Consider the following 26512-nt stretch of genomic DNA (forward strand, 5'->3'; position numbering starts at 1 on the left):
TGTGCACGTATAAAGAGAAGCGCCGCCTGTACGCCTCAGGGCAGCGCTTGTACGCGTATCTACGGAGGTGTCCCTGGATGCTTAATGGAGGCGCTTGCGGTGGCCCGGGCCACGTACCCTCTTCTGTTGTGCCGAACGCCAACGAAGCCAAACTCAGTGCCCTGAGCCAGGAGCCCCACCGCGTGCCGAGTGAACCGCTGCGGGTCGCCCCTGTCGCCGACGACCTCGCCCGCCGTTTTCAGGATGCCGGGTTCTCGCTCGCCCTGGTCGGCGGCTCGGTCCGGGACGCGCTGCTCGGCCGGCTCGGCAACGACCTCGACTTCACGACCGACGCCCGCCCCGAGGATGTCCTCAAGATCATCCGTCCGTGGGCGGATGCCGTGTGGGAGGTCGGCATCGCCTTCGGCACGGTCGGGGCCCAGAAGGACGGCTATCTGATCGAGGTGACGACCTACCGGTCGGAGGCCTACGACCGGACCTCGCGCAAGCCCGAGGTGTCGTACGGCGACTCCATCGAGGAAGACCTCGTCCGGCGTGACTTCACCGTCAACGCGATGGCCGTCGCGCTCCCGGAGAAGAAGTTCATCGACCCGCACGGCGGACGGGACGACCTCGCTGCCCGGGTACTGCGGACCCCGGGCACTCCTGAGGCGTCCTTCTCCGACGATCCGCTGCGGATGATGCGCGCGGCACGGTTTGCTGCGCAGCTCGACTTCGAGGTGGCTCCTGAGGTCGTGACGGCCATGAAGGAGATGGCCAGTCGCATCGAGATCGTCTCGGCCGAGCGGGTACGGGACGAGCTGAACAAGCTGATCCTTTCCGCGAACCCGCGCAAGGGCCTGACGCTGCTGGTCGACACCGGTCTCGCGGACCACGTGCTGCCCGAGCTCCCGGCCCTGCGGCTGGAGCGCGACGAGCACCATCGGCACAAGGACGTCTACGAGCACACGCTGATCGTCCTGGAACAGGCGATCGCGCTGGAGGAGAACGGCCCCGACCTGACTCTCCGCCTGGCCGCGCTGCTGCACGACATCGGCAAGCCGCGCACGCGACGGTTCGAGCAGGACGGTCGGGTCTCGTTCCACCACCACGAGGTGGTCGGCGCGAAGATGACCAAGAAGCGCATGACGGCGCTCAAGTACTCCAACGAGCTGGTGAAGGACGTCTCACGTCTGGTCGAACTCCACCTGCGCTTCCACGGCTACGGCATGGGCGAGTGGACGGACTCGGCGGTCCGCCGCTACGTCCGTGACGCCGGCCCACTCCTCGACCGCCTCCACAAGCTGACCCGCTCGGACTGCACGACGCGGAACAAGCGCAAGGCGGCGGCCTTGTCGCGGGCGTATGACGGTCTTGAGGAGCGCATCGCCCAACTCCAGGAGCAGGAGGAGCTGGACGCGATCCGCCCGGACCTCGACGGCAACCAGATCATGGAGATCCTCGGCATCGGCCCTGGCCCGGCCATCGGTCAGGCGTACAAGTTCTTGCTGGAGCTGCGGCTGGAGAACGGGCCGATGGAGCACGATGCGGCGGTGGCGGCGCTCAAGGAATGGTGGGCTGAGCAGAGCTGAGGCCGTGAAACGGGTCATGTTTCACGTGAAACATGACCCGGGGACGTACTGAGGGGCGGTGTTTCACGTGAAACACCGCCCCTGGCACGTGGGTGAAGCCCCTACTTGGCGGAGTACGGCGACAGGCAGAGGGTCAAGTCACTCCTGCCGGTCTGGGTGTACTCGGCGTATTTGGTGCGGTCGCAGCCGGAGTCGTCGCTCTTCTTCTGGGCGACCTTGTACTTGGCCTTCGAGCTGCTGCAGTCCACGACCTTGAGGCCCGGGTGGGTGCTGCTGTCCGGATTGCTGATGCTCATGCAGTCGCCGACCTTGGCGGTCTCGGGGTCGTGACGGCTCGCGAAATAGCCGACTCCGGCGGCTATGAGGGCGACAATGACGATCCCGATGCGCAGGTACTGCTTGACGCCGCGCTTCGGCCGCTGCGGAGGAACCGCCACGTACGGCGCCGCGCCTTGCGGCGGGAACCCGGGCTGCCCCGGCTGCTGCGGGTACCCACCCTGAGGCGGGTACGGTGCCTGGCCCTGGGGCTGGCCGTAGGGCTGCTGGCCCTGTGCGAACGGGTTCTGGCCGTGGGGCGGCGGAGTAGTCACTTGGGGGTCCCCCTAGAAGCAAGCGTGAGTGTGTGGCGCGTGTAAGGCGCGAGTAAGACGCACGTAAGTTATCGGGGCACACTGACATCTCTGTAGCCCATGGGGGCTCTGTGCCATTGATGTGACACTTACTGGCGCTCAAACCGGGCCATAGCCACTGCAACCACCCCGTAGATAACGGCGACTGTGACCACCAGCGGCACGGAACGGCCATCCGGCGGCAGCATCAACGCGGCCATCGCCGCGGCGCCGACGAAAGCGACGTTGAACAGGACGTCGTAGACGGAGAAGATCCGGCCCCGGAAGCCGTCGTCCACGGAGGACTGCACGACCGTGTCTGTCGCGATTTTCGCGCCCTGGGTGGTCAGGCCGAGGACGAACGTCGCCACCAGCATCGGAGTGGTGGCGAACGGGAGACCGAGGGCGGGTTCCAGGACGGCCGCCGCCGCGGCGCACACGACGATCCAGCGGCCCGGCCCGAGGCGTCCCGCAGCCCAGGGCGTCACCACGGCCGCCGCGAAGAAGCCGGCGGCGGAAGTCCCCAACGCCAGCCCCAGCAGGCGCAGTCCGCCGTCCGTGGTCGATGAGAAGGCGTACCGGCACAGCATCAACAACATGACCAGCAGCGCGCCGTAGCAGAACCGCATGAGGGTCATCGAGACGAGGGCCCAGGCGGCCTCTCGGCGCGGCGGTGCAGCGAGGTGACGGACACCCGCCGTCAGATCGCGGGCCGTGCCCGTGAGTGCCGTGGCCAGCCTCGGCTGTACCAACTCGGCTTCCGGCCCGAGCAGTTCCGGTGCCAGACGCAGCGACGCGAGCGCTGCACACAGGTAGAGGACAGCGCCCAGCAGCACCACAGCGGCGTCGGAGTCCGCCACCACCAGCCGTACGACGAAGGCGAGACCGCCGCCCGCGGTCGCGGCGAGCGTACCGGCCGTCGGGGAAAGGGAGTTGGCCATCACGAGCCGCTCGGCGTCGACGACGCGCGGCAGTGCGGCGGACAGACCCGCGAGGACGAAGCGGTTGACGGCGGTGACGCACAGCGCGGAGACGTAGAAGAGCCAGTCCGGGACGTGACTGAGGATCAGGACGGCCGTGGCCGACGCCATCACGGCGCGCAGCAGGTTGCCGTAGAGGAAAACCTGGCGGCGGCGCCAGCGGTCCAGGAGGACGCCTGCGAAGGGGCCCACCAGGGAGTACGGGAGGAGCAGGACTGCCATCGCGGAGGCGATCGCGGTGGCCGAGGTTTCTTTCTCCGGCGAGAAGACGACGTAGGCAGCGAGTGCGACCTGGTAGACGCCGTCGGCGCCCTGGGAGAGCAGGCGAACAGCGAGCAGGCGCCGGAAGTTTCCGAAGCGCAGGAGGGCGCGCAGGTCACGGACGACGGCCATGGGGCACAGCCTCACATACGGGGAAGGTCCCCAGGTCGTGCGACCCGGGGACCCTCAACGCCCTGGCAGGAGCAGTTTTTGTCGGCGACTAGCGCTCGACTTCACCCTTGATGAACTTCTCGACGTTCTCGCGGGCCTCGTCGTCGAAGTACTGGACCGGCGGGGACTTCATGAAGTAGCTGGAAGCCGACAGGATCGGGCCGCCGATGCCCCGGTCCTTGGCGATCTTCGCGGCGCGCAGGGCGTCGATGATGACACCCGCGGAGTTCGGGGAGTCCCAGACCTCGAGCTTGTACTCCAGATTCAGCGGGACGTCACCGAAGGCGCGGCCCTCGAGGCGGACGTACGCCCACTTGCGGTCGTCCAGCCAGGCGACGTAGTCGGACGGGCCGATGTGGACGTTCTTCTCGCCGAGGTCCCGGTCGGGGATCTGCGAGGTGACGGCCTGCGTCTTGGAGATCTTCTTGGACTCCAGGCGGTCACGCTCGAGCATGTTCTTGAAGTCCATGTTGCCGCCGACGTTCAGCTGCATCGTGCGGTCCAGGATGACGCCCCGGTCCTCGAACAGCTTCGCCATGACGCGGTGCGTGATGGTGGCGCCGACCTGGGACTTGATGTCGTCACCGACGATCGGGACGCCCGCCTCGGTGAACTTGTCCGCCCACTCCTTGGTGCCGGCGATGAAGACCGGGAGGGCGTTGACGAAGGCGACCTTGGCGTCGATGGCGCACTGGGCGTAGAACTTCGCCGCGTCCTCGGAGCCGACGGGCAGGTAGCAGACGAGGACGTCGACCTGCCTGTCCTTGAGGATCTGGACGACGTCGACCGGCTCCTCGGCGGACTCCTCGATGGTAAGGCGGTAGTACTTGCCGAGGCCGTCGAGGGTGTGGCCGCGCTGGACCGTGACGCCGGTGTTCGGCACGTCGGCGATCTTGATGGTGTTGTTCTCGGAGGCGCCGATGGCGTCCGCGAGGTCGAGGCCGACCTTCTTCGCGTCGACGTCGAACGCGGCGACGAACTCGACGTCACGGACGTGGTAGTCGCCGAACTGGACGTGCATCAGGCCGGGGACCTTGGACGCCGGGTCGGCGTCCTTGTAGTACTCGACTCCCTGAACCAGCGACGCGGCGCAGTTGCCCACGCCGACGATGGCTACGCGAACCGAACCCATTCCGGTTGCTCCCTGTGTGTACGAGTGAGGCCCTGACTGGGCTCTCACGTGGCGGTGTCGTCGGGCGTATCCGTCCCGGGGGTGTCCCCGGGACGGGGCAGGCCGCCCGTCGCTCCAGATGTGTTGTTCTGCTGAGCGGACCCCCCGGAGGCGGGACCCTTGAGATCCCGTCCGGCCCGCTCGCTCTCGATGAGCTCGTTCAGCCAGCGCACTTCGCGCTCCACGGACTCCATCCCGTGGCGCTGGAGCTCAAGCGTGTAGTCGTCGAGGCGCTCCCGTGTACGGGCGAAGGAGACGCGCATCTTCTCCAGACGCTCCTCCAGCCGGCTGCGGCGGCCTTCCAGCACGCGCACGCGCACGTCGCGCGATGTCTGCCCGAAGAAGGCGAAGCGGGCGGCGAAGTGCTCGTCCTCATACGCGTCCGGGCCCGTCTGCGAGAGCAGCTCCTCGAAGTGCTCCTTACCTTCCGCCGTCAACCGGTAGACGATCTTGGCGCGACGCCCTGCGAGTGGTGCGGCGAGGGCGTCCTCGGGGGTATGCCCCGGCTCCTCGATCAACCAGCCGTTGGCGACCAGCGTCTTGAGGCAGGGGTAGAGCGTTCCGTAGCTGAACGCACGGAACACACCCAGTGACGTATTGAGCCGTTTGCGCAGCTCATAGCCGTGCATCGGGGACTCGCGGAGCAGGCCGAGTACGGCGAACTCGAGGATCCCGGAACGCCGGCTCATCCGCTCGCCTCCTTGCCTTATCTCGCACCGATGTATCGACTCGATACATCACGACGATAGAACGGCCTTCCGGATGCGACAAGTGGGGAGACGGTGAACGGGATCACATCACTTATTCATCTGCGGCAAGTTGTCTGATTTGGGATGAACCTCGAGCCTCAGTGGGGTTTGACGGTGCGTAGTCTGTGCGCCATGCAAACCAGCGGGAGCCGAGTGACGCGAGGGGGCGTCATGGCTCCCGATGCAGTACGGGTGAATGCGGGATCGACCACATCCGTACTTCGGGGGGACCGGAAACCAGCCGCCGTCTCCAGGCGCGCAAGGGTGCGCCTGCCCGAGGAGTAGTCGTTCGATGAGCGAGCACCGTCGCAAACCGCCGCAGCCGCAGGGAGGCGGACGTGCCGCGGCCCGACGCGGCCAGTCCGGCTCGTCCTCCGGCCGCCGCGCGGCACCGCGGGGCGCCACCGGGTCCCCGGCCGATTACGGACTGGGCCAGGGGTCGACTGACGAGGAGCGGTCGTACGGCGGCCGCGCCGAGGCCCGCCGCGCGGCACAGAGAACTGGAGGCGGCCGCCGCAGAGCGGCCGAGCCCGGCCGCGGAGGTCGACGCGGCGCGCCCGGTGGCCCCGGCGGGCCCGGGCGGGGAAGAGGGCGCACAGCGCCCCCCGCGCGAAAGCGGTTCATCGACTATCCGCGTGCGGGCAAGTACGGCGCTGCGCGCTGGGTACCGTCGTGGAGGCTGGTGACCGGCCTCTTCATCGGGTTCTTCGGCAGCATGGTGGCTGTCGCAGGCATCGCCTACGCCATGGTGGGTGTTCCGGACCTCGCGAGGACCGCGAAGGCACAGAACAACGTCTTCTACTGGTCCGACGGCAGCGAGATGGTCGCCACGGGTGGGGAGACGAACCGCCAGATCGTCAACCTCGCGCAGATCCCCAAGAACATGCAATATGCCGTCATCTCGCAGGAGAACAAGACCTTCGAGACCGACAGCGGCATCGACCCCAAGGGCATCGCCCGCGCCGTCTTCAACATGGCCAGGGGCGGTGAGACACAGGGTGGCTCCACCATCACTCAGCAGTACGTGAAGAACGCCATGCTGAACGACCAGTCACAGACCGTCTCACGGAAGTTCAAGGAGATCTTCGTCTCGATAAAGGTGGGCGCCACCAAGTCGAAGGACGAGATCATGGCCGGTTACCTGAACTCGGCCTACTACGGACGCGGGGCCTACGGCATCCAGGCGGCGGCGCGTGCGTACTTCAACGAGGATGCCGTCGACCTGGACGCGGGGCAGTGTGCGTTCCTGGCGGCGATGCTGAAGGGCGCGACGTATTACGACCCGGCGGGTTCGACGTCCATCGACCAGGCCGCCACTCCTGAGGCCAACAGCCGGCGTGCCCTGGCTCAGATGCAGGACACGCTCAACAAGATGGTCGAGTACCACCACCTGGACGCCGGGACCCGGGCCAAGTACACCAAGCTCCCTGACGTGAAGAACCCGCGGTCGAACACCGCGCTCGGCGGCCAGGTCGGCTACCTCGTCGACCTCGCCAAGGCCTACCTGGTCAACAACACGAACATCTCCGCCACCAAACTGCAGCAGGGTGGCTACTCGATCTACACGACCTTCGACAAGAAGAAGGTCAAGGAGCTCGAGGCCTCGGTCAAGAACGTCCAGAAGAACAACATCAAGCCCAAGGAACGCCCGAAGACGGACACCCACGTCCAGTTCGGCGGCGCTTCCGTGGACCCGACGACCGGCGCCATCAAGGCCATCTACGGCGGCGAGGACGCGACCAAGCACTTCACCAACAACGCCGACCAGACCGGCGCCCAGGTCGGTTCGACCTTCAAACCGTTCGTGCTCGCAGCGGCGATGAAGTGGGGTGTGAGGGACAAGAGTCTCGGCCCGGAGCAGGCGCAGGACGAGCGCACGCAGGTATCCCCGAAGAGCCTGTACAGCGGTAAGAACAAGCTCAAGATCAAGGAATACGACAATACGGTCTGGAAGAACGACAAGGGCGAGGAGTGGCTGCAGACCAACGACGGAAACGAGTCGTACGGCAGTCCGCCCAAGTATCAGATCGACCTGCGTGAGGCGATGCGGGAGTCGGTGAACTCCGCCTACGTGCAGCTCGGCATGGACGTCGGGCTGGACAAGGTCAAGGAGGCGGCCATGGACGCCGGCCTCAAGAAGAACAGCCTGGCCGGCACCAGCTTCCCGTCCTTCTCCATCGGTATCTCCGACCCGAGCGCGATCCGTATGGCGGGTGCGTACGCCACCTTCGCGGCCAGCGGTAAGCGGCACGATCCATTCTCCGTCACAAAGGTGACGAGCGTGGACGGCACGGTCTTCACGCACGAGGACAAGCCCGTTGACGCATTCACCCCCAAGGTCGCCGACAACGTCACCGACGTGCTGAGGACTGTGGTCGAGAAGGGTACGGGTACCGCTGCCCAGCTGACCGGACGGCAGGTGGCCGGCAAGACCGGTACCACCGACGGCAACAAGTCGGCCTGGTTCGTGGGCTACACCCCGCAGCTGTCCACGTCGATCACGATGTTCCGGTACAACGACGACGAGTCGGAGAAGAACCGCACCTTCCTGGAGATGTATGGAACGGGTGGTCAGAAGAAGATCCACGGTGCCTCGTTCCCGGCCGAAATCTGGCACGACTACATGGCGGAAGCGCTGAAGAACGAGCCGCCGAAGAACTTCCCGACGCCGGAGCCCATCGGTGAAATCGTCAACGACGTGCCGAGTCCGACCCTGCCTCCGACGCCCAGCGCGACACTGACCAGCCCGACTCCGAGCCCGACCCCCAGTGAGACGCTCACCAGCCCGTCGCCCTCGGCCAGCGAGTCCTGCAAGTTCAGCTGGCAGTGCAGCACCACCGGCGGCACAGACACCGGTGGCACGGACGGGGGCGTTACCTCATCGCCGACGGCCACGGACACGTCCGGGACCGGCAACAGCAGAGGCAACGGCAACGGAGGCATCTTCGGAGGCCCGACCGGCTAGTCGTCAAAACACCCGGCACGGGTGTTTCACGTGAAACATGTCGACGTTTCACGTGAAACGGGGGCCGCCGCACCTGAGTGGTTGTGGCGGCCCTCGGCGTATTCCTAGACACGTACGGCAGGATGTGCGGCATGCCCAGCGCAGAATCGACGCAAGCGAGCGTGCACGAGCAGGATCCGGTGCGGCCGACCAAGGAGGACGAGGTCGCCGCGTCCGGCAGCGAGCTGATCGGCGGCCCTCTCGGGCGGCGCGCCCTGCTCGGGACGTCCTGGTGGACTCCCGTGCGGGTCGTCGTGCTCGTGGCGATCGGCATGTTCGCCCTCGGACTGATCCAGAAGGCACCCTGCTACAACGGCGCCTGGTTCTTCGGCGCCAGCTCGCAGTACACGAAGGCGTGCTACTCGGACATCCCGCATCTCTACCAGGGACGCGGTTTCGCCGACGGGCTTGTGCCGTACTTCGACAAGCTCTCCGGTGACATGCCGTACCTCGAATACCCGGTGCTGACCGGTGTGTTCATGGAGGTGGCCTCCTGGCTCACGCCGGGTAGCGGCAGCATCCAGGACCAGGAGCAGTGGTACTGGATGGTCAACGCCGGGATGCTGATGGTGTGCGCGGCCGTCATCGCGGTCTGTGTGGCCCGTACGCACGCCCGGCGCCCCTGGGACGGTCTGCTGGTCGCCCTGGCGCCCGCCTTCGCGCTGACCGCCACCATCAACTGGGACCTGCTGGCGGTCGCTCTGACGGCCGCGGCGATGCTGATGTGGTCCCGGGGCCGCTCACTCGCGTTCGGAGTCCTCCTGGGGCTCGCCACGGCCGCCAAGCTCTATCCCGTCTTTCTGCTGGGCCCGCTGCTCCTGCTGTGCTGGCGTGCGGGCAAGTGGCGGGACTTCGGCAAGGCCCTGGCAGGAACAGTCGTCGCCTGGCTCGCCGTGAACCTGCCGGTGATGTTCTTCGCCTGGGACGGCTGGTCGCAGTTCTACAAGTTCAGCCACGACCGGGGTGTGGACTTCGGGTCGTTCTGGCTGATCATGGCTCAGAATTCGACCGACCCGCTCAGCACCGACACCGTCAACAACCTGGCCACGGCGCTGGTGGTGCTGTGCTGTGTGGGTATTGCGGTGCTCACGATGACCGCTCCGCGCCGTCCGCGCTTCGCCCAGCTCGCTTTCCTGATCGTTGCGGCGTTCATCCTCACCAACAAGGTCTACTCCCCGCAGTACGTCCTGTGGCTGGTTCCGCTCGCCGTGCTGGCCCGGCCGAAGTGGCGGGACTTCCTGATCTGGCAGGCGTGCGAGGTCGCGTACTTCCTGGGCATCTGGCTGTATCTCGCGTACACGACCAGCGGGGACGCCCACAAGGGTCTGCCTCAGGACGGCTACCACTGGGCCATCGGCGTGCACCTGCTGGGGACGCTGTACCTGTGCGTCGTCGTCGTGCGCGACATCCTCATGCCGGAGCGGGATCCGGTGCGCCGAGCCGGTGACGATGACCCGTCAGGCGGTGTGCTGGACGGTGCGGAGGACGTCTTCGCCCTCGGCGCTGCGGCTCATCCGCCGCGGCACGCGGCCCACTTCGACGGGCCGCAGGTGGAGTGGGGCGGCCGTGGAACGCCGCCTTCCACGGGCGGTTCGCTCTGAGCGAACACGCCATTGGTGGCGATGGGCGACCCACGTAGCCGGCTCCACACCGACTCGCGCGAAAGGCCGTACACGGATCTCCGTGTACGGCCTTTCGGCTGACTGATGCGACGCTCAGCGGTCGACGATGCGGTCGAACTGCGTGGTGGTGTGCCGCAGATGGGCCACCAGCTCCTCGCCGACCTTCGGCTCGGGTGCGTCCACCGGCACGAACAGGATGGAGACCTGCATGTGCGGCGGCTCCGCGAACCAGCGCTGCTTGCCGCCCCAGACGAAGGGAGAAAGGTTCCGGTTCACCGTGGCGAGGCCGGCCCGGGCGACGCCCTTGGCGCGCGGCATGACGCCGTGCAGCGCCTTCGGGGCCTCCAGACCCACCCCGTGCGACGTGCCGCCCGCCACGACCACCAGGAAGCCGTCGGAGGCCGCCTTCTGCTGGCGGTAGCCGAAGCGGTCCCCCTTGGCGACCCGTGTGACGTCCAGGACCGCGCCACGGTACTCGGTGGCCTCGTGGTCCCCCAGCCAGAGCCTTGTGCCGATGCGGGCGCGGAAGCGCGTCTGCGGGAACTGCTGCTGCAACCGGTGGAGTTCGTCGGCCTTGAGGTGGCTGACAAACATCGTGTGCAGTGGCAGGCGCGCCGCACGCAGGTGGTCCATCCAGCCGATGACCTCCTCGACGGCGTCGGAGCCGTCCGTGCGGTCCAGCGGCAGGTGGATGGCGAAGCCCTCGAGGCGGACGTTCTCAATGGCGGCGTGCAGCTGCGGCAGGTCCTGTGCGCTGATGCCGTGCCGCTTCATCGAGGACATCACCTCGATGACCACGCGGGCGCCCACGAGGCCGTACACGCCGTCCACCGACGACACCGAGCGGATGACCCGGTCGGGCAGCGGTACGGGCTCCTCGCCGCGCCGGTAGGGCGTCAGCACCAGCAGGTCACCGCCGAAGAAGTCCTTGATGCGCGCGGCCTCGTACGTCGTGCCGACGGCGAGGATGTCCGAGCCCAACCGAGTGGCCTCCTCCGCCAGCCGCTCGTGCCCGAAGCCGTAGCCGTTGCCCTTGCAGACCGGGACGAGCCCCGGGAACTGCTCCTGCACGTGCTTGTGGTGCGCCCGCCAGCGCGCGGTGTCGACGTAGAGCGTGAGCGCCATGGCCGGACCTGGAACCTTTCTCGTGGCTGCGGTGTATCAGAGGTATGGAAGCGAACGAAGCTGTCGGGCTTATCGAAGCAAACGACCGGGGCCGGTGGGGCTCAGCGGCGCGACATGTAGATGTCGAGCGCCTTGTGGAGCAGCTTGTTGAGCGGGAAGTCCCACTCACCGAGGTACTCGGCCGCCTGGCCGCCCGTGCCCACCTTGAACTGGATCAGGCCGAAGAGGTGGTCGGTCTCGTCCAGCGAGTCGGAGATGCCGCGCAAGTCGTAGACGGTCGCGCCGAGTGCGTACGCGTCGCGCAGCATCCGCCACTGCATCGCGTTCGAGGGCCGGACCTCACGGCCGATGTTGTCGGAGGCGCCGTAGGAGTACCAGACGTGCCCGCCGACGATCAGCATCGTCGCCGCCGACAGGTTCACGCCGTTGTGCCGGGCGAAGTACAGCCGCATGCGGTTGGGGTCTTCGGTGTTGAGGGCCGTCCACATGCGCTGGAAGTACGACAGCGGACGGGGCCGGAAGTGGTCGCGCACGGCCGTGATCTCGTACAGCCGCTGCCATTCCTCGAGGTCCTGGTAACCGCCCTGGACGACCTCGACGCCGGCCTTCTCGGCCTTCTTGATGTTGCGGCGCCACAGCTGGTTGAAGTTCTTGTGGACCTCTTCCAGGGAGCGGTTGGCCAGCGGCACCTGGAAGACATAGCGGGGCTGTACGTCGCCGAAGCCGGCCCCGCCGTCCTCGCCCTGCTGCCAGCCCATACGACGCAGCTTGTCGGCGACCTCGAAGGCACGCGGCTCGATGAAGTCGGCCTCGATGTCGCGCAGCCGCTTCACGTCCGGGTTCTGGATGCCCTGCTTGATGGAGCCGGCCTCCCAACGCCGGATGATCACCGGCGGGCCCATCTTCACGGAGAAGGCACCCTGCTGCTTGAGATGGGCGAGCATCGGTTCCAGCCACTCGGTCAGATTCGGCGCGAACCAGTTGATGACCGGGCCTTCGGGCAGATAGGCCAAGTAGCGCTTGATCTTGGGCAGTTGGCGGTAGAGGACGAGGCCCGCGCCGACCATCTCGCCGGTGCGCTCGTCGAACCAGCCGAGGCTCTCGGATCGCCACTCCGCCTTGACATCGGCCCAGGCCGGAACCTGCATGTGGCTCGCCGAGGGCAGGCTCTGGATGTACGCCAGATGCTGCTCGCGGCTGATCGTCCTCAGGGTCAGGCTCATTCGGGGCGCTCCTCGGGCTGGTGTGTCCCCATGGGTACAGGGGCTCCGGCTCTCGCGCCGAAGCCTACTGCGCCTTGCGAGCACCCCGACTGGGCGTACGGAACCTGCACCCCGGCTTGTTGGCCGCTGAGGCGTTCAGTGGTGCTTTGTCTGGGGTTCGAGAGCCGGTGTCCCTGGCTTCAGCCGATGACCCCGCCGAAGAGGCCGCCGTGCGCCATGCCGAGGAAGAAGCCGACCGCCGAGGCGCCGAGACCCAGGATGAGTCCGAAGCGCTCGCGGGTCGTCTCCGAGATCCACTGGCCGTACGCGCCGCTGAGAATCCCCACCAGACCGGCCCAGGAGCTGAGCAGGTGCAGGCTGTGGAAGAAGCCCGTCACGAACGCCGTCACTCCGACAACCAGGGTCACTGCGAGCAGCGTGTCCTGGATGGGGTGGGGCTTTCCGTCCGTGGCGAAAAGGCCTCCGACGGTGTTGGGTCGCAATGCCTGTGCCATGGGGCACCTCCTGCGGAAGACGGCGCATCGTAGCGCCATGCACACCCGATGTGTACAGATTGACGGTCCTCACGGCCGGATTTCAACCGGAAGCAGGTGTGCGGGTACTCTGTACCCTCTGCACCGGTGTCTGCCCAGGCAGCGCCAGGGAACCGCCCAGGCCAGACGGGGGATGTCGCTTGCCGACCCCCGATTGTCAGTGGCGGCCGATACCGTTGCGTACGCATCACAACCCTCCTGCCACGGAACGACCGTGGCCGCTGAGTCCAAAGGAGGTGGGTTCCACATGCGTCACTACGAGGTGATGGTCATCCTCGACCCCGATCTGGAGGAGCGCGCTGTCGCCCCCCTGATCGAGAACTTCCTCTCCGTCGTCCGTGAGGGCAACGGCAAGGTCGAGAAGGTCGACACCTGGGGCCGTCGTCGTCTCTCGTACGAGATCAAGAAGAAGCCCGAGGGCATCTACTCGGTCATCGACCTGCAGGCCGAGCCTGCGGTCGTCAAGGAGCTCGACCGCCAGATGAACCTGAACGAGTCGGTCCTCCGGACCAAGGTCCTCCGCCCCGAGACTCACTGAGCTCTTCCGCTCAGCTCATCTCGGGATTCGAGTAGCAGCACAAGCAGCCAGCAGCAAACCCGCCGAGAGGTTCCCCCATGGCAGGCGAGACCGTCATCACGGTCGTCGGCAATCTTGTCGACGACCCCGAGCTGCGCTTCACCCCTTCCGGTGCGGCGGTCGCGAAGTTCCGTGTCGCGTCCACTCCCCGCACCTTCGACCGTCAGACGAACGAGTGGAAGGACGGCGAAAGCCTCTTCCTGACCTGCTCGGTCTGGCGTCAGGCGGCAGAGAACGTCGCCGAGTCGCTCCAGCGAGGCATGCGCGTCATCGTGCAAGGCCGGCTGAAGCAGCGGTCCTACGAGGACCGTGAGGGTGTCAAGCGCACGGTCTACGAACTGGACGTCGAGGAAGTCGGCGCCAGCCTGCGCAACGCCACGGCCAAGGTCACCAAGACCGCCGGCCGCGGAGGGCAGGGTCAGGGCGGTTACGGCGGCGGTGGCGGCCAGGGTGGCGGCGGCTGGGGCGGAAACTCCGGCGGCGGCCAGCAGGGCGGCGGCGGTGCTCCCGCCGACGACCCGTGGGCGACTGGCGCTCCCGCCGGTGGCAACCAGGGCAGCGGCGGTGGCGGCGGCTGGGGTGGAAACTCCGGCGGCGGCGGTGGCGGCGGCTACTCGGACGAGCCCCCCTTCTAGGCCTTTGGCCGGAGGGCGGGTCGTACCCAAACTTCTTGATCACACAGGAGAAACACCATGGCGAAGCCGCCTGTGCGCAAGCCGAAGAAGAAGGTCTGCGCTTTCTGTAAGGACAAGGTCACGTACGTGGACTACAAGGACACGAACATGCTGCGGAAGTTCATTTCCGACCGCGGCAAGATCCGTGCCCGTCGCGTGACCGGCAACTGCACGCAGCACCAGCGTGACGTCGCCACGGCCGTCAAGAACAGCCGTGAGATGGCGCTGCTGCCCTACACCTCCACCGCGCGATAAGGGAAGGGTGACCGAAACATGAAGATCATCCTCACCCACGAGGTCTCCGGCCTCGGTGCCGCGGGCGACGTCGTCGACGTCAAGGACGGTTACGCTCGCAACTACCTGATCCCGCGGAAGTTCGCTATCCGCTGGACCAAGGGTGGCGAGAAGGACGTCGAGCAGATCCGTCGTGCTCGCAAGATCCACGAGATCCAGACCATCGAGCAGGCCAACGCTGTGAAGGCCCAGCTCGAGGGCGTCAAGGTCCGTCTGGCCGTCCGCTCCGGCGACGCCGGTCGTCTTTTCGGTTCCGTCACCCCGGCCGACATCGCCTCGGCGATCAAGGCCTCCGGTGGCCCCGAGGTCGACAAGCGCCGCATCGAGCTGGGCGCGCCGATCAAGACGCTGGGCGCTCACGAGACGTCCGTGCGTCTGCACCCCGAGGTTGCCGCCAAGGTCAACATCGAGGTCGTCGCGGCCTGATTGCCGCGCTCGGCTTGAACAGCTGAGGGAAGGGGCGGCACCCATGTCGGGTGCGGCCCCTTCTTCGTGCTCCGGTCCAGTACCGGACCGCGCATGTTTCACGTGAAACGCCGGTTTCACGTGAAACAGTCAGCGGGTGGCGCCCGTGACGATCCAGCGGCCCGAACGGGTCCGCAGCCAAAGGGTCAGCATGCGCACCGCCATCATCAGCGTCATCGCTGCCCACAGCGCGGTGAGGCCGCCGCCGAGTGCTGGGACCAGCACCGCCAACGGGGCGAAGACAGCAAGGGTGACCACCATGGCCCAGGCCAGATAGGGACCGTCACCGGCTCCCATCAAGACGCCGTCCAGGACAAAGACGACGCCGCAGATCGGCTGGGAGAGAGCCACCACGAGCAGGGCGGGCAGCGCGGCGTGCTTCACCACGGTGTCGCCGGTGAACAGCGGCAGGAACATCGGCCGGGCGACCACTACCAATACACCGAGCACGACACCTACCGCGATTCCCCACTGCACCATGCGGCGGCAGGCGTCGCGGGCGCCCTGGCTGTCCTCGGCGCCGAGATACCGTCCGATGATGGCCTGACCGGCGATGGCGATGGCGTCAAGGGCGAAGGCGAGCAGGCTCCAGAGAGACAGGATGATCTGGTGTGCAGCGATGTCTGCGTCGCCGAGTCGGGCGGCGACGGCTGTGGCGATCAGCAGGATCGCTCGGAGTGAGAGTGTGCGGACCAGGAGGGGAACGCCGGCTTGTGCGGAGGCCCGTATCCCAGCTGTGTCGGGACGCAGCGAGGCGCCATATCTGCTGGCTCCGCGGACGACCACGGTGAGGTAGACCGCTGCCATGCCGCACTGCGCGATGACGGTGCCCCAGGCGGAGCCCGCGATGCCGAGGTCGGCGCCGTAGACGAGGCCGGCGTTGAGGGCGCCGTTGGCGACAAAGCCTGCGATGGCCACACGGAGTGGTGTCTTGGTGTCCTGCAAACCGCGCAGGACGCCGGTCGCGGCGAGTACGACGAGCATGGCCGGGATGCCGAGGGCCGAGATGCGCAGGTAGGTGGTCGCGTAGGGGGCCGCGCTGTCCGAGGCGCCGAAGAGTCCCACAAGGGCCGGCGCCGTGGGCAGCACGGCGGCGATGACGGCGGCGCCGAGCAGGAGCGCCAGCCAGATGCCGTCGACGCCTTGGCGGATGGCGGCCTGGAGGTCGCCGGCTCCGACCCGTCGGGCGACGGCCGCAGTGGTGGCATAGGCGAGGAAGACGAAGATGCTGACTGCTGTCGTGAGGAGGGCCGAGGCGACACCGAGGCCGGCGAGCTGTGCCGTACCGAGATGGCCGACGATCGCGCTGTCGGCCATGACGAAGAGGGGCTCGGCGACGAGTGCACCGAAGGCCGGGACGGCCAGCGCGACGATCTCTCGATCGTGCTGTCGCCGGGTGACCGTGGGGGTCGCGGGAGCCTGTGTCATGAGCACCAACCTAATCGTCCACAGGTAAGAGATGCAAAGCTTTTATGGCCCTTACTTCCCGTCTCGCCGCGTGGTCTTTCGTGCGCCGTTCGAAGCGATCTTGGCCCGACTGGGCAAGTTTTTCTTCTGCACAGCCGGTGGACGGGAAAAGTGCAGGTCAAGGGGGTCGTGGCGGAGGAGGTTGATGCTTGTTCACAGGGCTGTCCACCGTGTCGTGCACAGGTTTTGCGGAGTTCTCCACAGCATCCGGGCCGTCGTCCACATGGCCTGTGGATAACCAGATTGGCTGACGGTGCCCGCAGGCCTACCGTGGTCCGGCGCCCGCTCCGTTTCGTCGGCAGGGAAACCAGCACAAAACCGACGTGCACTAACCGGAGTTGGGCCTCTCATTTGTCAGTGCCGTGCCGTAGAAAAGAGGGCATGGCTAGGTCCGCTCGACGGCGGACGGGAGGAGGTGGCTCGGTGAGTATTTCCGAGCCCTTGGACGATCCGTGGGCCGACAGCGGTCCAAGCGATCGTCTGCCTGCTTCCCGCCGACGCGGCGAGGGGGGCCGGGGCCGCGACGAGCAGCACGACCGTGGCCGGGACAACGGCGAATGGGATGGCGGAGGCACGTCCTTCGAGCGAGTGCCGCCGCAGGACCTCGATGCCGAGCAGTCCGTCCTCGGCGGCATGCTCCTGTCCAAGGACGCCATCGCAGACGTCGTGGAGATCCTCAAGGGCCACGACTTCTACAAGCCCGCGCACGAGACGATCTTCCAGGCCATCCTGGACGTCTACGCCAAGGGAGAGCCGGCCGACCCCATCACGATCGCCGCCGAGCTCACCAAGCGCGGCGAGATCAACAAGGTCGGTGGCGCATCGTATCTGCACACCCTCGTGCAGACCGTGCCGACCGCAGCCAACGCCGAGTACTACGCGGAGATCGTCCACGAGCGGGCGGTCCTGCGCCGCCTGGTCGAGGCAGGCACCCGCATCACCCAGATGGGATATGCGGCCGACGACGACGTCGACGAGATCGTCAACCGCGCCCAGGCCGAGATCTATGCAGTCACCGAGCAGCGCACCAGCGAGGACTATCTGCCGCTCGGCGACATCATGGAGGGCGCACTCGACGAGATCGAGGCGATCGGCTCCCGCAGCGGCGAGATGACCGGTGTGCCCACGGGCTTCACTGATTTCGACTCGCTCACCAATGGCCTGCACCCGGGCCAGATGATCGTTATCGCCGCCCGCCCCGCGATGGGTAAGTCCACGCTCGCGCTGGACTTCGCCAGGGCTGCGTCGATCAAGCACAACCTTCCGAGCGTCATCTTCTCGCTCGAAATGGGGCGCAACGAGATCGCGATGCGTCTGTTGTCCGCCGAGGCCCGTGTCGCCCTGCACCACATGCGCTCCGGCACGATGACCGACGAGGACTGGACGCGGCTGGCCCGCCGGATGCCGGACGTCTCGGCCGCACCGCTGTTCATCGACGACTCTCCGAACCTGTCGATGATGGAGATCCGCGCCAAGTGCCGCCGTCTGAAACAGCGCAACGACATCAGGCTGGTCGTCATCGACTACCTCCAGCTGATGCAGTCCGGCGGCTCCAAGCGCGCCGAGAACCGCCAACAGGAGGTCTCGGACATGTCCCGTAATCTCAAGCTCCTCGCAAAGGAGCTGGAGGTCCCGGTCATCGCGCTGTCCCAGCTGAACCGTGGTCCCGAGCAGCGCACCGACAAGAAGCCGATGGTCTCCGACCTGCGTGAGTCCGGCTCCATCGAGCAGGACGCCGACATGGTCATCCTGCTGCACCGCGAGGACGCGTACGAGAAAGAGTCGCCACGTGCGGGCGAGGCCGACCTGATCGTGGCCAAGCACCGTAACGGCCCGACGGCGACGATCACGGTTGCCTTCCAGGGCCACTACTCGCGGTTCGTGGATATGGCGCAGACCTGATCCGACCGATCTGTAGGGCAAGGGCTTCAGTCGTTTGGGTGGCTCGGGCGGTAGTCCGGGTCACCCAGGGGGTGTCACCCGCGGAGCATATGGCCCGTGACTCCCGGACGGGCGCTCAGCGCCTCGTCTCGTACCTGGTCAGGATCACGCCGCCGGGAAACGTCCGCGTCTCCACCAGGTTCAGGTTCACCCAGTTGTCCAGCGCGGTGAAGAACGGCGTGCCGCCGCCCGCCAGGACCGGCGCGGTGGCCAGCACGTACTCGTCAATCAGCCCGGCCCGCATGGCCGCCCCGGCGAGGGTCGCGCCGCCGATGTCCATCGGGCCGCCGTCCTCGGCCTTGAGCCGGGTGATCTCGGCGACCGCGTCGCCGGTGACCAGGCGGGTGTTCCAGTCGACCTTGTCGATCGTCGAGGAGTACACCACCTTCGACATGTCCCGCCAGCGGCGCGCGAACTCGATCTCCGCCGGGGTGGCGCCCGGCTGCTGGTCGCCGGTCGGCCAGTGGGAGCTCATCGTCTGCCACAGCTTGCGCCCGTACAACGACAGGTCGGTCGCCTGCAACTGGTCGGACCAAAACTGGAACAGCTCGTCGCTCGGCACGCTCCAGCCGATGTCGTCGCCGGGCGCGGCGATATAGCCGTCCAGGGTCAGGTTCATGCCGTAGATCAGTTTCCGCATGGCGCCAGCCTTCCGTGAGTCGGTCTCACGCGTACAGACCGGCGCGGCGCGGGAAAGTCATCGGTGCGCGATCTGAGACTGATCTTGGCTGACATCGCGGTGAGACAACAGAGAACCAGCAGGTCACAGAAGATCGACATGTCATCGGCGGCGAGACCCTACAGGCCGATCCCCGTCCCGGACAAATGAACTCGACGGCCGAGTGTTCCGCGGGATGGACTGAGACCATGACGACACCTCAGGAAGAGCTGCTCCCCGGTACGCGTCGGGCACTGCTGCACCGGATCGCCGTGGCCCAGGCCGAAGGACGTGCGCCGTCGCTGGTCGCGGCGGTCGTGAGGGGCGGGCGGACCGTGTGGCACGGCGCGCGGACCTCGGTGGACGGGCATGGTCCGGACGAGACCGTGCAGTACCGCATCGGTTCGATCACCAAGACCTTCACCGCAGTTCTGGTGCTTCGGTTGCGGGACGAGGGCCTTCTCGACCTCGGTGACCCGCTGGAGAAGCATCTGCCGGGAACGGGTGCGGGGGAGGCCACCATCGTCGACCTGCTCGCGCATACGAGTGGGTTGGCGGCGGAGTCGCCCGCACCGTGGTGGGAACGCACTCCGGGATCCCTGCGCCCGGAACTCTCCGACGTCCTGGGAGAGCAGCCTTTCCTGCATCCGGTGGGACGCCGCTTCCACTACTCCAACCCCGGCTACACCCTGCTGGGGGCGCTGGTCGAGAAGCTGCGTGGGGCACCGTGGGAAGAGGTACTTCGGCGTGAAGTGCTCGAACCCCTGGGCCTCGACCGTACGAGTGGCCACCCGCAGGCGCCTCACGCGGGTGGGTGGGCGGTGCATCCCTGGGCCGATGTCCTGCTGCCCGAACCTGCCGAGGACCTGGGACGGATGGCGCCCGCCGGTCAACTCTGGTCCACCACGGGTGACTTGGCGCGCTTCGCTGTCTTCCTGGCGCGGGGCGACGACCGGGTACTGAGCGCTGAGACCGTGAGAGAGATGCGGACGCCTGCGGCGCCGGCCGAAGCCGCGGATGTCGTGGACGGAGTCACGTACGGGCTGGGGCTGCAGATCCAGCACCGGGACGGCCGACTGCTCGTGGGGCACTCCGGGTCGCTGCCGGGGTTTCTGGCGAACCTCACCATCAGTGTCGAGGACGATGTCGCGGCTGTGGTGCTGGCCAACTGCACGTCCGGACCTCTGCTGTCCACGGTCGGGGTCGATCTTGTGCGGATCCTCGCCGAGGCCGAGCCGCGCATTCCCGACCCGTGGCGGCCGCTGCCCGAAGTCGCCGCGTCCGTACTGGAGTTGGCTGGACCGTGGTACTGGGGAACGTATGCGTTCGCCCTGCGGCTGGCGGCAGACGGAGGTGTCTCGCTGGAGCCACTGTCCGGAAGCGGCCGCCGCTCGCGATTCAGGGCAAACGGCGACGGCACCTGGACCGGACTGGAGGGCTACTACGCCGGAGAGCCTCTGAGGGCCGTACGGCGCTCGGACGGGACCTTGAGTCATCTGGACCTCGGGTCGTTCGTGTTCACGCGTCAGCCGTACGGCGAGGAGGCTTCCGTGCCCGGTGGGGTGGACCCGGACGGGTGGCGGGGGATCGGCTAGACAGAGATGCCCGGCAGAAACCCTGTTTCACGTGAAACATGACCCTTCGCTTCATGGCCTCACAGCTGGAGCTTGAAGCCCAGGTGTGAGGCCGTGAAGCCGAGCCGCTCATAGAAGCGGTGGGCGTCGGTGCGGGTGTTGTCGGAGGTCAGCTGGACCAACTGGCAGCCCTGGCGCCGGGATTCGTCGATCGCCCACCCGATGAGCTGTGTGCCCAGGCCGCTGCCGCGTTCATCGGCATGGATACGGACGCCTTCGATGATCGATCTGACGGCGCCGCGTCGCGACAGACCGGGGATGATCGTGAGTTGAAGCGTCCCGACGACGCGGCCCTCACGGACGGCGACGACCAGGTGCTGGTTCGGGTCGGACGCAAGACGTTCCAACGCGGCCAGGTACGGGGTCAGGTCGTGCGGTGACTCGCGCTGGGCACCCAGAGGGTCGTCGGCGAGCATTGCGACGATCGCGGTCACGTCGTTCGCCGTGGCGGGCCGTATTTCAAGATCTCCCATGCCCCGCACCTTACGCACCGCTGTCCTCTGGGGGCAGAGCTCAGCCGGCAGCCACGGTCAGCGGAGCGAATCGCCTGGTCCAGTCGCCGGGCAGTTCCGGGATCCCGTACGTCATGACCGCGTTGAAAGCGACGGACGCCAGCCCCCGCTCCTTCGCCCACGCCAGCAGTTCTTCGTGTCGTACGTCGATGTCGGTGCGCAGGGGGCGGTCGGTGTGTGCGGCGAGAGAGGTGATGAGCGCCTTTGCCGTCTCCGTGTCCCTGGCAATCAGCGGGCCCACGACATGGGTGTCCATGTTGGGCCAGGCGGCCGCGTACCCGATGAGCCGGCGGTCCTCCTCGGCGACGCGCAGTCGGTCGGCGAAGGCGGGCAGCCGCGTGATGATGGGCGTGCGGTCGGCACCGAACACCTCTTCGTCGAGCCGGAGGATCGCGGGGAGGTCCTCGGCGGTGGCCGCACGTGTGACCACCTCGGGCTCCGGCCCGCCGGGCGTGAAATGCCCGCGCATCATCTCGGCCCGGCCGGTGACCTTGAAGCCGAGTTCCTCGTAGAGCGGGCGACCGTACGGGGTTGCATGGAGCGTCAGCGGGGTGGTGCCCATGGCCGAGACGACGTGCCGCATCAGGCGGCGTCCGATGCCTCGGCGGGCATGCCGTTTGGCGACCAGCACCATGCCGACGGCCCCGAGAGCGGGGTGGTCCTGCGGCCCGTACTCGGTGACGACGCAGGCGCTGACGAGGCCGCCGTCGGGGTCGTCGATGCCGTATCCCTTCCCGGCTGTGAGGAGGAGGCCCCACTTGTGCTCCTCGCGCGGCCACCCCCGGTCTTCGGACAAGTCGGCGCAGGCGGTGAGATCGCGAAGCGTCAGACGGCGGACGGCAAGAGAGGGGAGGGAAGGAGTCGACACGCAGGTCAGGCTGTCCGACGGGTCGCCTCGCCGTCCACCTCTTTCTGGCGAGAAGCAGGAGCTTTTGGCCATGTCATGGGCAAGTGCACAGGGCGCCGGCAGCAGTTGGGTGTTTCACGTGAAACACGGGCGAACGCCGAGCGTCAAGTGGTCTCACTGGAGGAGACGGCAACGGGTCCCGTTAGCCTCGGGGCCCATGGCAAGACTTCATCTCTTCGACCTCGACGGCACGCTGCTGCAGGGCACGTCGGCGCCTGTGGAGATCTCACGGCAGCTGGGGCTGGAAGCCGAGACGGTAGCGCTCGATCAGGCGATCTCGGAGGGGCTGATAGGCCCGCCGGAGTATGCGGCGCAGGTGTACGCGCTCTGGGCGGAGCTGACTGAGACGCATGTGTCGGCCGCCTTCGAAAGTGCCCCGTGGCTGGAACGCATCCGTGAGGTCTGGGAGGAGATCCGGCAGGTGGGCGACTACTGTGCCGTCGTGTCGCTCTCGCCCTCCTTCTTCGTGGAGCGGCTCATCGGGTGGGGCGCGCACGCGGCGTTCGGGTCTCGTTTTCCCGCTGTGCCGTTCACCGAGCCCGTTGATCCGGCCGGAGTTCTCAGTGCCGCGGCCAAGGTCGAGATCGCCGACCGGCTGTGCGGGGAGTTCGGTGTGGCCCGCGCCGACTGCATTGCCTATGGCGACTCGCTGTCGGACAGGGACCTGTTCGCTGCGGTGCCCATCTCGGTAGCGGTCAATGCGGACCGTCATCTGTCCGGTCTTGCGACACACTCGTACATGGGCGGGGATCTGTGGGAAGCCTATGAATTGGTGCGCCACGCCCGGTAATTGAAGGAATTGATGATTCGCCCCCTCTCCCATTCGTGGTGGAGGAAGGGGGGACTTGTGATCGGAGCGTCGGCCGGTATGGTCGACTCCGGTTCGCTGCGGGGCGAGACGTACACATCCTGTGCGGGCCGAGGGCAGGGCGATGCAGCCTAACGGGACGGAGAGATCGAAGACCCGCATTTGCGGTTATGCGGCCGGGGTGTCCATGCGCGATGGGATGCTGCGGTGAGAGCACTGCGGTCAATGTCACACTCTCGCCTTACTTGTCCGTACAGAACGTGAATCCGGGTTGAATGTGGCCGCATTGGCCGCGGCATGAAACGGGGAAAGCAAGCCGTCTGCGGGGGAAAAGGCACCTTCCGACCGAGGAAGTGCGCAGACCGACCGAAAGATGTTCGAGGCGAGGCACACCATGGACGCTCCGACCACCGCGTCGGCCGACAACGGCACTTCCGGCGGCGGGGGCGGCGGCTGGTTCACGCCGCGCAAGCAGCCGGTGACGACTCCGGACAGCGAGCGGGAAGCGGCCGAAGGCAGCCGCCTCGCAGCGATGCGCCCGATGGGCAGGACCACGTCGGACACCGACAAGGACCAGCCGGCGGAGGACGTCCCACAGGCGGCACCACCCGCCGAACCCGCTCGGGCGGCTACCGCCGCACAGCCCTCAGCTGCACAGCCCCCTGCGGCAGAGCCCACTGCCCGCGAGGCGCTCTCCGCCGACCTGCGAGTGCCCGCCCAGCGCTCCACCGCGCCCGCAGCGCAGCCGCAGGAGCCCCTCGTTCAAGTCCGGGCCGAGAGCGCGTCACCGGATGCCCTCCTCATCCGTCGGACCATGGCCGAGGTGGCGCCGATCGCGGACAAGGTCACCTCGTACTTCTACGCGCTGCTCTTCGTCCGACACCCCGATCTGCGGTCGCTCTTCCCGGCCGCGATGGACACCCAGCGGGACCGGCTGCTCAAGGCGCTGCTCACCGCGGCCGAGCACATCGACAACACCGAGGTCCTCGTCGCGTATCTCCAGAACCTCGGCCGTGGTCACCGCAAGTACGGCACCAGGGCCGAGCACTACCCTGCCGTCGGCGAGTGCCTCATCGGCGCGCTGAGCAAGTACGCCTCCGGCATCTGGGACCCGGAGATGGAGGCGGCCTGGGTCCGGGCGTACACGACGATCTCGCAGGTCATGATCGACGCAGCGGCCGCGGACGAACTGCGTGCCCCGGCCTGGTGGTACGCCGAGATCGTCGCGCACGATCTCAGGACCCCGGACGTAGCGGTCGTCACGGTCCGCCCCGACCAGCCCTACCCGTTCCTCGCCGGGCAGTACACGAGCCTGGAGACGCCGTGGTGGCCGCGGATCTGGCGGCACTACTCCTTCGCCTCGGCACCCCGCTCCGACGGTCTGCTGACGTTCCATGTGAAGGCCGTCCCGGCGGGCTGGGTCTCCAACGCCCTCGTGCACCGCGCCCGCCCCGGCGACATCATCCGCCTCGGCCCCCCGGCCGGTTCGATGACCGTCGACCACACCACCGACAGCGGACTGCTGTGCCTGGGCGGCGGCACCGGCATAGCGCCCATAAAGGCGCTGGTCGAGGATGTCGCCGAGCACGGCGAACGGCGGCCGGTCGAGGTGTTCTACGGCGCCCGCACCGACCACGACCTGTACGACATCGACACGATGCTCAGGCTCCAGCAGTCCCACCCCTGGCTCTCGGTCCGTGCGGTCATCGACCAGCAAGCCCATCTCCAGCTCCCGGATGCCATACGCGAGTACGGGCCGTGGAACGAGTTCGACGCCTATCTCTCGGGCCCGCCCGGAATGATCCGCAGCGGTGTGGACGCACTGAGGAACATCGGCATCCCGTCGGAGCGAATACGGCACGACTCGGTGGAGGAGCTCGTCGCCACCGGAGACTGATCCGGCGCCGGGTATCAGCCCAGGTCCGGGGCGTGCATGGCGCGTACGCCCTCGATGTTCCCGTCCAGGTAGTGCCGCAGGGACAGCGGTACGAGATGCACGGAGGCAATCCCGACGCGGGTGAACGGCACCCGCACGATCTCGTACTCGCCGGCGGGCTCGTCCACCTCGGGGCCGTGCCGCAGGGACGTGTCCATGGACTCCAGGCGGCAGACGAAGAAGTGCTGCACCTTCACGCCGGTCGCGCCGCCGTCCTCGCCGATGTGCTCCACGGTGTCCACGAAGCAGGGCACCACGTCGATGATCTTGGCGCCGAGTTCCTCGTACACCTCGCGGTGCAGGGCGTCGACGACGGTCGCATCCCCGGGCTCGACCCCGCCACCGGGAGTGACCCAGTAGGGATCGACACCGGGCTTGGTGCGCTTGATCAGAATCAGGTTGTCGCCGTCCAGCAGAACGGCACGAGCGGTGCGCTTGACCACGGGTCGGACGGTCATGGGAGAAATGTGGCCCGCTTGGTTCCACGTGAAACATCGCGGGATGTCACCGGTCGAGCTCGCCCCGTGACCGCCGGAAAAATGCTGGTCAGCACCAGTCGGCCGCCGCTCGCAGCAGCCATTCGTGAGCCCGCGCGATGTGCGGCATCGCGAGGGTGCCCGTGCGGACCACGAGGAAGTACGTCCGCAACGGAGGCACCGCGGGTTCGTGGAGGGCGACGATCTCGCCGCGCTCCAGGGCGTCGCCGCACAGATAGCGGGGCAGCACCGCGAGCCCCGCGCCCGCGACGGCGCAGGCCAGGACCGCACGCAGATCGGGAACGATGACGGTGCCCGGAGCCGCAGGACGGGAGTCGAAGACGGAGGCCCAGTAGCGGGAGACGAAAGGCAGCGACTCGTGCACCTCGATCACGGGGACGTCCTCCAGCGCGGGCGCTCCCTTGCGACGCGGCTTCCCAGGGCCTATCTCCTCGGCTCGGCCCGGGGTGGAGACCAGGACGTGCTCCTCGTCGCAGAGCGGAGTCGCCGTGAGCAGGGCGCCGCGCGGGCGGGCCGTACTGATGGCCAGATCGTGATGACCGGCGGCGAGTCCCTCCAGGGTTTCCTCGGCGTTCCCGAAGGAAGCGCGCAGCGCGAAGCCCTGGCCGTCCTCGCCGGTCAGCTCGGTGAGGGCGGGCAGCGCCCGTTCCGCCGTGAATTCAGGAGGACCGGCAAGATGCAGGGTCCGTAAGGAGGACTCGTCGTCGAGGCCGGTCTCGGCGATCTCCACCAGGGCGTCGAGATGCGGGGCGGCCTTGTGTGCGAGCTCGTCCCCGATAGTCGTAGGGGTCACTCCGCGGGCCTGCCGCAGGAACAGAGGGCGGCCGAGCTGCCGCTCCAGCGTGCGGATCTGCGAGGTCACGGCTGGCTGCGACAGGCCGAGCAGGGCGGCGGCGCGGGTGAAGGAGCCGGCCCGGTGCACGGTCACGAAAGTGCGCAGCAAGGCCAGATCCATGGTTTGCCCTCCCCAGTTCCCTGCCCTTCTCCCGGCCCCCAGGCAGGGCCCAACTATAAATAAGTCGATAGGTCTCTGTCGCTACTGTGATTGGACACTGACACAGAGTCAACTAGCCTTGTTCGCGCGGTTCTTCGCGCGGAACCGAGGACGGTCCGAGCCACGAGGG

General features: G+C 67.3%; 24 protein-coding genes. 11 read left to right on the top strand and 13 right to left on the bottom strand.

What is annotated here, in order from left to right:
- Positions 1-128: 128 nt before the first annotated feature.
- On the top strand, positions 129-1571 hold the full coding sequence (locus ACFY10_RS34850) for a CCA tRNA nucleotidyltransferase (protein ID WP_390669226.1): 1443 nt from the start codon (positions 129-131) through the stop codon (positions 1569-1571).
- Positions 1572-1672: 101 nt separating this feature from the next.
- On the opposite strand, the gene ACFY10_RS34855 is transcribed toward ACFY10_RS34850, so the two are convergent.
- The 4 genes from ACFY10_RS34855 to ACFY10_RS34870 all read right to left on the bottom strand — a co-directional run bounded on the left by ACFY10_RS34855 (position 1673) and on the right by ACFY10_RS34870 (position 5451).
- Positions 1673-2161 (bottom strand): hypothetical protein, encoded by a 489-nt coding sequence (locus ACFY10_RS34855; RefSeq protein WP_390669227.1) that lies wholly within the window; start codon positions 2159-2161, stop codon positions 1673-1675.
- 128 nt (positions 2162-2289) lie between these two features.
- The gene (locus ACFY10_RS34860; protein WP_390669228.1) at positions 2290-3552 is read right to left on the bottom strand and encodes an MFS transporter; all 1263 of its coding nucleotides are present in this window, start codon (positions 3550-3552) and stop codon (positions 2290-2292) included.
- Positions 3553-3640: 88 nt separating this feature from the next.
- Positions 3641-4723 carry an inositol-3-phosphate synthase gene (locus ACFY10_RS34865; protein WP_390669229.1) on the bottom strand — a complete coding sequence of 361 codons (1083 nt, stop codon included), beginning with the start codon at positions 4721-4723 and terminating at the stop codon, positions 3641-3643.
- Between the two features lie 44 nt (positions 4724-4767).
- Positions 4768-5451, bottom strand: coding sequence for a PadR family transcriptional regulator (locus ACFY10_RS34870; protein WP_390669230.1), 684 nt, complete (start codon positions 5449-5451; stop codon positions 4768-4770).
- 352 nt (positions 5452-5803) lie between these two features.
- Between ACFY10_RS34870 and ACFY10_RS34875 the strand changes: the two genes are divergently transcribed.
- Together ACFY10_RS34875 and ACFY10_RS34880 are read left to right on the top strand one after the other, a co-directional pair.
- Positions 5804-8476 carry a transglycosylase domain-containing protein gene (locus tag ACFY10_RS34875; RefSeq protein ID WP_390669231.1) on the top strand — a complete coding sequence of 891 codons (2673 nt, stop codon included), beginning with the start codon at positions 5804-5806 and terminating at the stop codon, positions 8474-8476.
- A gap of 131 nt (positions 8477-8607) precedes the next feature.
- The gene (locus ACFY10_RS34880) at positions 8608-10116 is read left to right on the top strand and encodes a glycosyltransferase family 87 protein (protein ID WP_390669232.1); all 1509 of its coding nucleotides are present in this window, start codon (positions 8608-8610) and stop codon (positions 10114-10116) included.
- A gap of 114 nt (positions 10117-10230) precedes the next feature.
- Here the strand turns inward: ACFY10_RS34880 and ACFY10_RS34885 are convergent, their stop codons facing one another.
- From ACFY10_RS34885 to ACFY10_RS34895, 3 genes are all read right to left on the bottom strand, one after another.
- The gene (locus ACFY10_RS34885; protein WP_390669233.1) at positions 10231-11262 is read right to left on the bottom strand and encodes an alanine racemase; all 1032 of its coding nucleotides are present in this window, start codon (positions 11260-11262) and stop codon (positions 10231-10233) included.
- Positions 11263-11363: 101 nt separating this feature from the next.
- Complete coding sequence (gene femX, locus ACFY10_RS34890) at positions 11364-12485, bottom strand: peptidoglycan bridge formation glycyltransferase FemX (RefSeq protein ID WP_099930055.1); 1122 nt, start codon at positions 12483-12485, stop codon at positions 11364-11366.
- A gap of 179 nt (positions 12486-12664) precedes the next feature.
- Positions 12665-12979, bottom strand: a complete 315-nt coding sequence (locus ACFY10_RS34895) for a hypothetical protein (RefSeq protein ID WP_390669234.1) — start codon at positions 12977-12979, stop codon at positions 12665-12667.
- Positions 12980-13265: 286 nt separating this feature from the next.
- Between ACFY10_RS34895 and rpsF the strand changes: the two genes are divergently transcribed.
- From rpsF to rplI, 4 genes are all read left to right on the top strand, one after another.
- Complete coding sequence (gene rpsF, locus ACFY10_RS34900; protein WP_005482942.1) at positions 13266-13556, top strand: 30S ribosomal protein S6; 291 nt, start codon at positions 13266-13268, stop codon at positions 13554-13556.
- A 77-nt stretch (positions 13557-13633) separates the two neighbouring features.
- Entirely contained in the window at positions 13634-14230 is a 597-nt protein-coding gene (locus ACFY10_RS34905; protein ID WP_390669235.1) for a single-stranded DNA-binding protein, read from the top strand.
- Between the two features lie 57 nt (positions 14231-14287).
- A complete protein-coding gene (gene rpsR / locus ACFY10_RS34910; protein ID WP_003949403.1) occupies positions 14288-14524 on the top strand; it encodes a 30S ribosomal protein S18 in 237 nt (78 codons plus the stop codon).
- Between the two features lie 18 nt (positions 14525-14542).
- The gene (gene rplI / locus ACFY10_RS34915) at positions 14543-14989 is read left to right on the top strand and encodes a 50S ribosomal protein L9 (protein WP_275779042.1); all 447 of its coding nucleotides are present in this window, start codon (positions 14543-14545) and stop codon (positions 14987-14989) included.
- Between the two features lie 129 nt (positions 14990-15118).
- On the opposite strand, the gene ACFY10_RS34920 is transcribed toward rplI, so the two are convergent.
- Positions 15119-16456, bottom strand: a complete 1338-nt coding sequence (locus tag ACFY10_RS34920; protein ID WP_390669236.1) for an MATE family efflux transporter — start codon at positions 16454-16456, stop codon at positions 15119-15121.
- 462 nt (positions 16457-16918) lie between these two features.
- Here ACFY10_RS34920 and dnaB point away from each other — a divergent pair, with 462 nt between their 5' ends.
- Positions 16919-18397, top strand: coding sequence for a replicative DNA helicase (gene dnaB / locus ACFY10_RS34925; protein WP_390669237.1), 1479 nt, complete (start codon positions 16919-16921; stop codon positions 18395-18397).
- A 115-nt stretch (positions 18398-18512) separates the two neighbouring features.
- On the opposite strand, the gene ACFY10_RS34930 is transcribed toward dnaB, so the two are convergent.
- Positions 18513-19076: a dihydrofolate reductase family protein gene (locus ACFY10_RS34930; RefSeq protein WP_390669238.1), complete on the bottom strand. Its 564-nt coding sequence runs from the start codon at positions 19074-19076 to the stop codon at positions 18513-18515.
- 227 nt (positions 19077-19303) lie between these two features.
- Here ACFY10_RS34930 and ACFY10_RS34935 point away from each other — a divergent pair, with 227 nt between their 5' ends.
- Entirely contained in the window at positions 19304-20689 is a 1386-nt protein-coding gene (locus ACFY10_RS34935) for a serine hydrolase domain-containing protein (RefSeq protein ID WP_390669239.1), read from the top strand.
- A gap of 59 nt (positions 20690-20748) precedes the next feature.
- On the opposite strand, the gene ACFY10_RS34940 is transcribed toward ACFY10_RS34935, so the two are convergent.
- Positions 20749-21201: a GNAT family N-acetyltransferase gene (locus ACFY10_RS34940; protein WP_390669240.1), complete on the bottom strand. Its 453-nt coding sequence runs from the start codon at positions 21199-21201 to the stop codon at positions 20749-20751.
- A gap of 40 nt (positions 21202-21241) precedes the next feature.
- Positions 21242-22108: a GNAT family N-acetyltransferase gene (locus tag ACFY10_RS34945; protein ID WP_390669241.1), complete on the bottom strand. Its 867-nt coding sequence runs from the start codon at positions 22106-22108 to the stop codon at positions 21242-21244.
- A 196-nt stretch (positions 22109-22304) separates the two neighbouring features.
- Here ACFY10_RS34945 and ACFY10_RS34950 point away from each other — a divergent pair, with 196 nt between their 5' ends.
- Positions 22305-22937 (top strand): HAD family hydrolase, encoded by a 633-nt coding sequence (locus ACFY10_RS34950; RefSeq protein WP_390669242.1) that lies wholly within the window; start codon positions 22305-22307, stop codon positions 22935-22937.
- Between the two features lie 412 nt (positions 22938-23349).
- On the top strand, positions 23350-24852 hold the full coding sequence (locus ACFY10_RS34955) for a globin domain-containing protein (protein ID WP_390669243.1): 1503 nt from the start codon (positions 23350-23352) through the stop codon (positions 24850-24852).
- Between the two features lie 14 nt (positions 24853-24866).
- On the opposite strand, the gene ACFY10_RS34960 is transcribed toward ACFY10_RS34955, so the two are convergent.
- Together ACFY10_RS34960 and ACFY10_RS34965 are read right to left on the bottom strand one after the other, a co-directional pair.
- Positions 24867-25349, bottom strand: coding sequence for an NUDIX domain-containing protein (locus ACFY10_RS34960; RefSeq protein ID WP_390669244.1), 483 nt, complete (start codon positions 25347-25349; stop codon positions 24867-24869).
- Positions 25350-25437: 88 nt separating this feature from the next.
- A complete protein-coding gene (locus ACFY10_RS34965) occupies positions 25438-26343 on the bottom strand; it encodes a LysR family transcriptional regulator (RefSeq protein WP_390669245.1) in 906 nt (301 codons plus the stop codon).
- Positions 26344-26512 lie beyond the last annotated feature (169 nt).

This window comes from Streptomyces sp. NPDC001401 (assembly GCF_042895385.1).
GTDB lineage: Bacteria > Actinomycetota > Actinomycetes > Streptomycetales > Streptomycetaceae > Streptomyces.

What these genes read in the sequence shown, in the direction of transcription:
- ACFY10_RS34860 (WP_390669228.1), bottom strand. Translation starts at nt 3,552, where the DNA reads ATGGCCGTCGTCCGTGACCTGCGCGCCCTCCTGCGCTTCGGAAACTTC.
- ACFY10_RS34865 (WP_390669229.1), bottom strand. Translation starts at nt 4,723, where the DNA reads ATGGGTTCGGTTCGCGTAGCCATCGTCGGCGTGGGCAACTGCGCCGCG.
- ACFY10_RS34870 (WP_390669230.1), bottom strand. Translation starts at nt 5,451, where the DNA reads ATGAGCCGGCGTTCCGGGATCCTCGAGTTCGCCGTACTCGGCCTGCTC.
- ACFY10_RS34875 (WP_390669231.1), top strand. Translation starts at nt 5,804, where the DNA reads ATGAGCGAGCACCGTCGCAAACCGCCGCAGCCGCAGGGAGGCGGACGT.
- ACFY10_RS34880 (WP_390669232.1), top strand. Translation starts at nt 8,608, where the DNA reads ATGCCCAGCGCAGAATCGACGCAAGCGAGCGTGCACGAGCAGGATCCG.
- ACFY10_RS34885 (WP_390669233.1), bottom strand. Translation starts at nt 11,262, where the DNA reads ATGGCGCTCACGCTCTACGTCGACACCGCGCGCTGGCGGGCGCACCAC.
- femX (WP_099930055.1), bottom strand. Translation starts at nt 12,485, where the DNA reads ATGAGCCTGACCCTGAGGACGATCAGCCGCGAGCAGCATCTGGCGTAC.
- ACFY10_RS34895 (WP_390669234.1), bottom strand. Translation starts at nt 12,979, where the DNA reads ATGGCACAGGCATTGCGACCCAACACCGTCGGAGGCCTTTTCGCCACG.
- rpsF (WP_005482942.1), top strand. Translation starts at nt 13,266, where the DNA reads ATGCGTCACTACGAGGTGATGGTCATCCTCGACCCCGATCTGGAGGAG.
- ACFY10_RS34905 (WP_390669235.1), top strand. Translation starts at nt 13,634, where the DNA reads ATGGCAGGCGAGACCGTCATCACGGTCGTCGGCAATCTTGTCGACGAC.
- rpsR (WP_003949403.1), top strand. Translation starts at nt 14,288, where the DNA reads ATGGCGAAGCCGCCTGTGCGCAAGCCGAAGAAGAAGGTCTGCGCTTTC.
- rplI (WP_275779042.1), top strand. Translation starts at nt 14,543, where the DNA reads ATGAAGATCATCCTCACCCACGAGGTCTCCGGCCTCGGTGCCGCGGGC.
- ACFY10_RS34920 (WP_390669236.1), bottom strand. Translation starts at nt 16,456, where the DNA reads ATGACACAGGCTCCCGCGACCCCCACGGTCACCCGGCGACAGCACGAT.
- ACFY10_RS34930 (WP_390669238.1), bottom strand. Translation starts at nt 19,076, where the DNA reads ATGCGGAAACTGATCTACGGCATGAACCTGACCCTGGACGGCTATATC.
- ACFY10_RS34935 (WP_390669239.1), top strand. Translation starts at nt 19,304, where the DNA reads ATGACGACACCTCAGGAAGAGCTGCTCCCCGGTACGCGTCGGGCACTG.
- ACFY10_RS34940 (WP_390669240.1), bottom strand. Translation starts at nt 21,201, where the DNA reads ATGGGAGATCTTGAAATACGGCCCGCCACGGCGAACGACGTGACCGCG.
- ACFY10_RS34950 (WP_390669242.1), top strand. Translation starts at nt 22,305, where the DNA reads ATGGCAAGACTTCATCTCTTCGACCTCGACGGCACGCTGCTGCAGGGC.
- ACFY10_RS34955 (WP_390669243.1), top strand. Translation starts at nt 23,350, where the DNA reads ATGGACGCTCCGACCACCGCGTCGGCCGACAACGGCACTTCCGGCGGC.
- ACFY10_RS34960 (WP_390669244.1), bottom strand. Translation starts at nt 25,349, where the DNA reads ATGACCGTCCGACCCGTGGTCAAGCGCACCGCTCGTGCCGTTCTGCTG.
- ACFY10_RS34965 (WP_390669245.1), bottom strand. Translation starts at nt 26,343, where the DNA reads ATGGATCTGGCCTTGCTGCGCACTTTCGTGACCGTGCACCGGGCCGGC.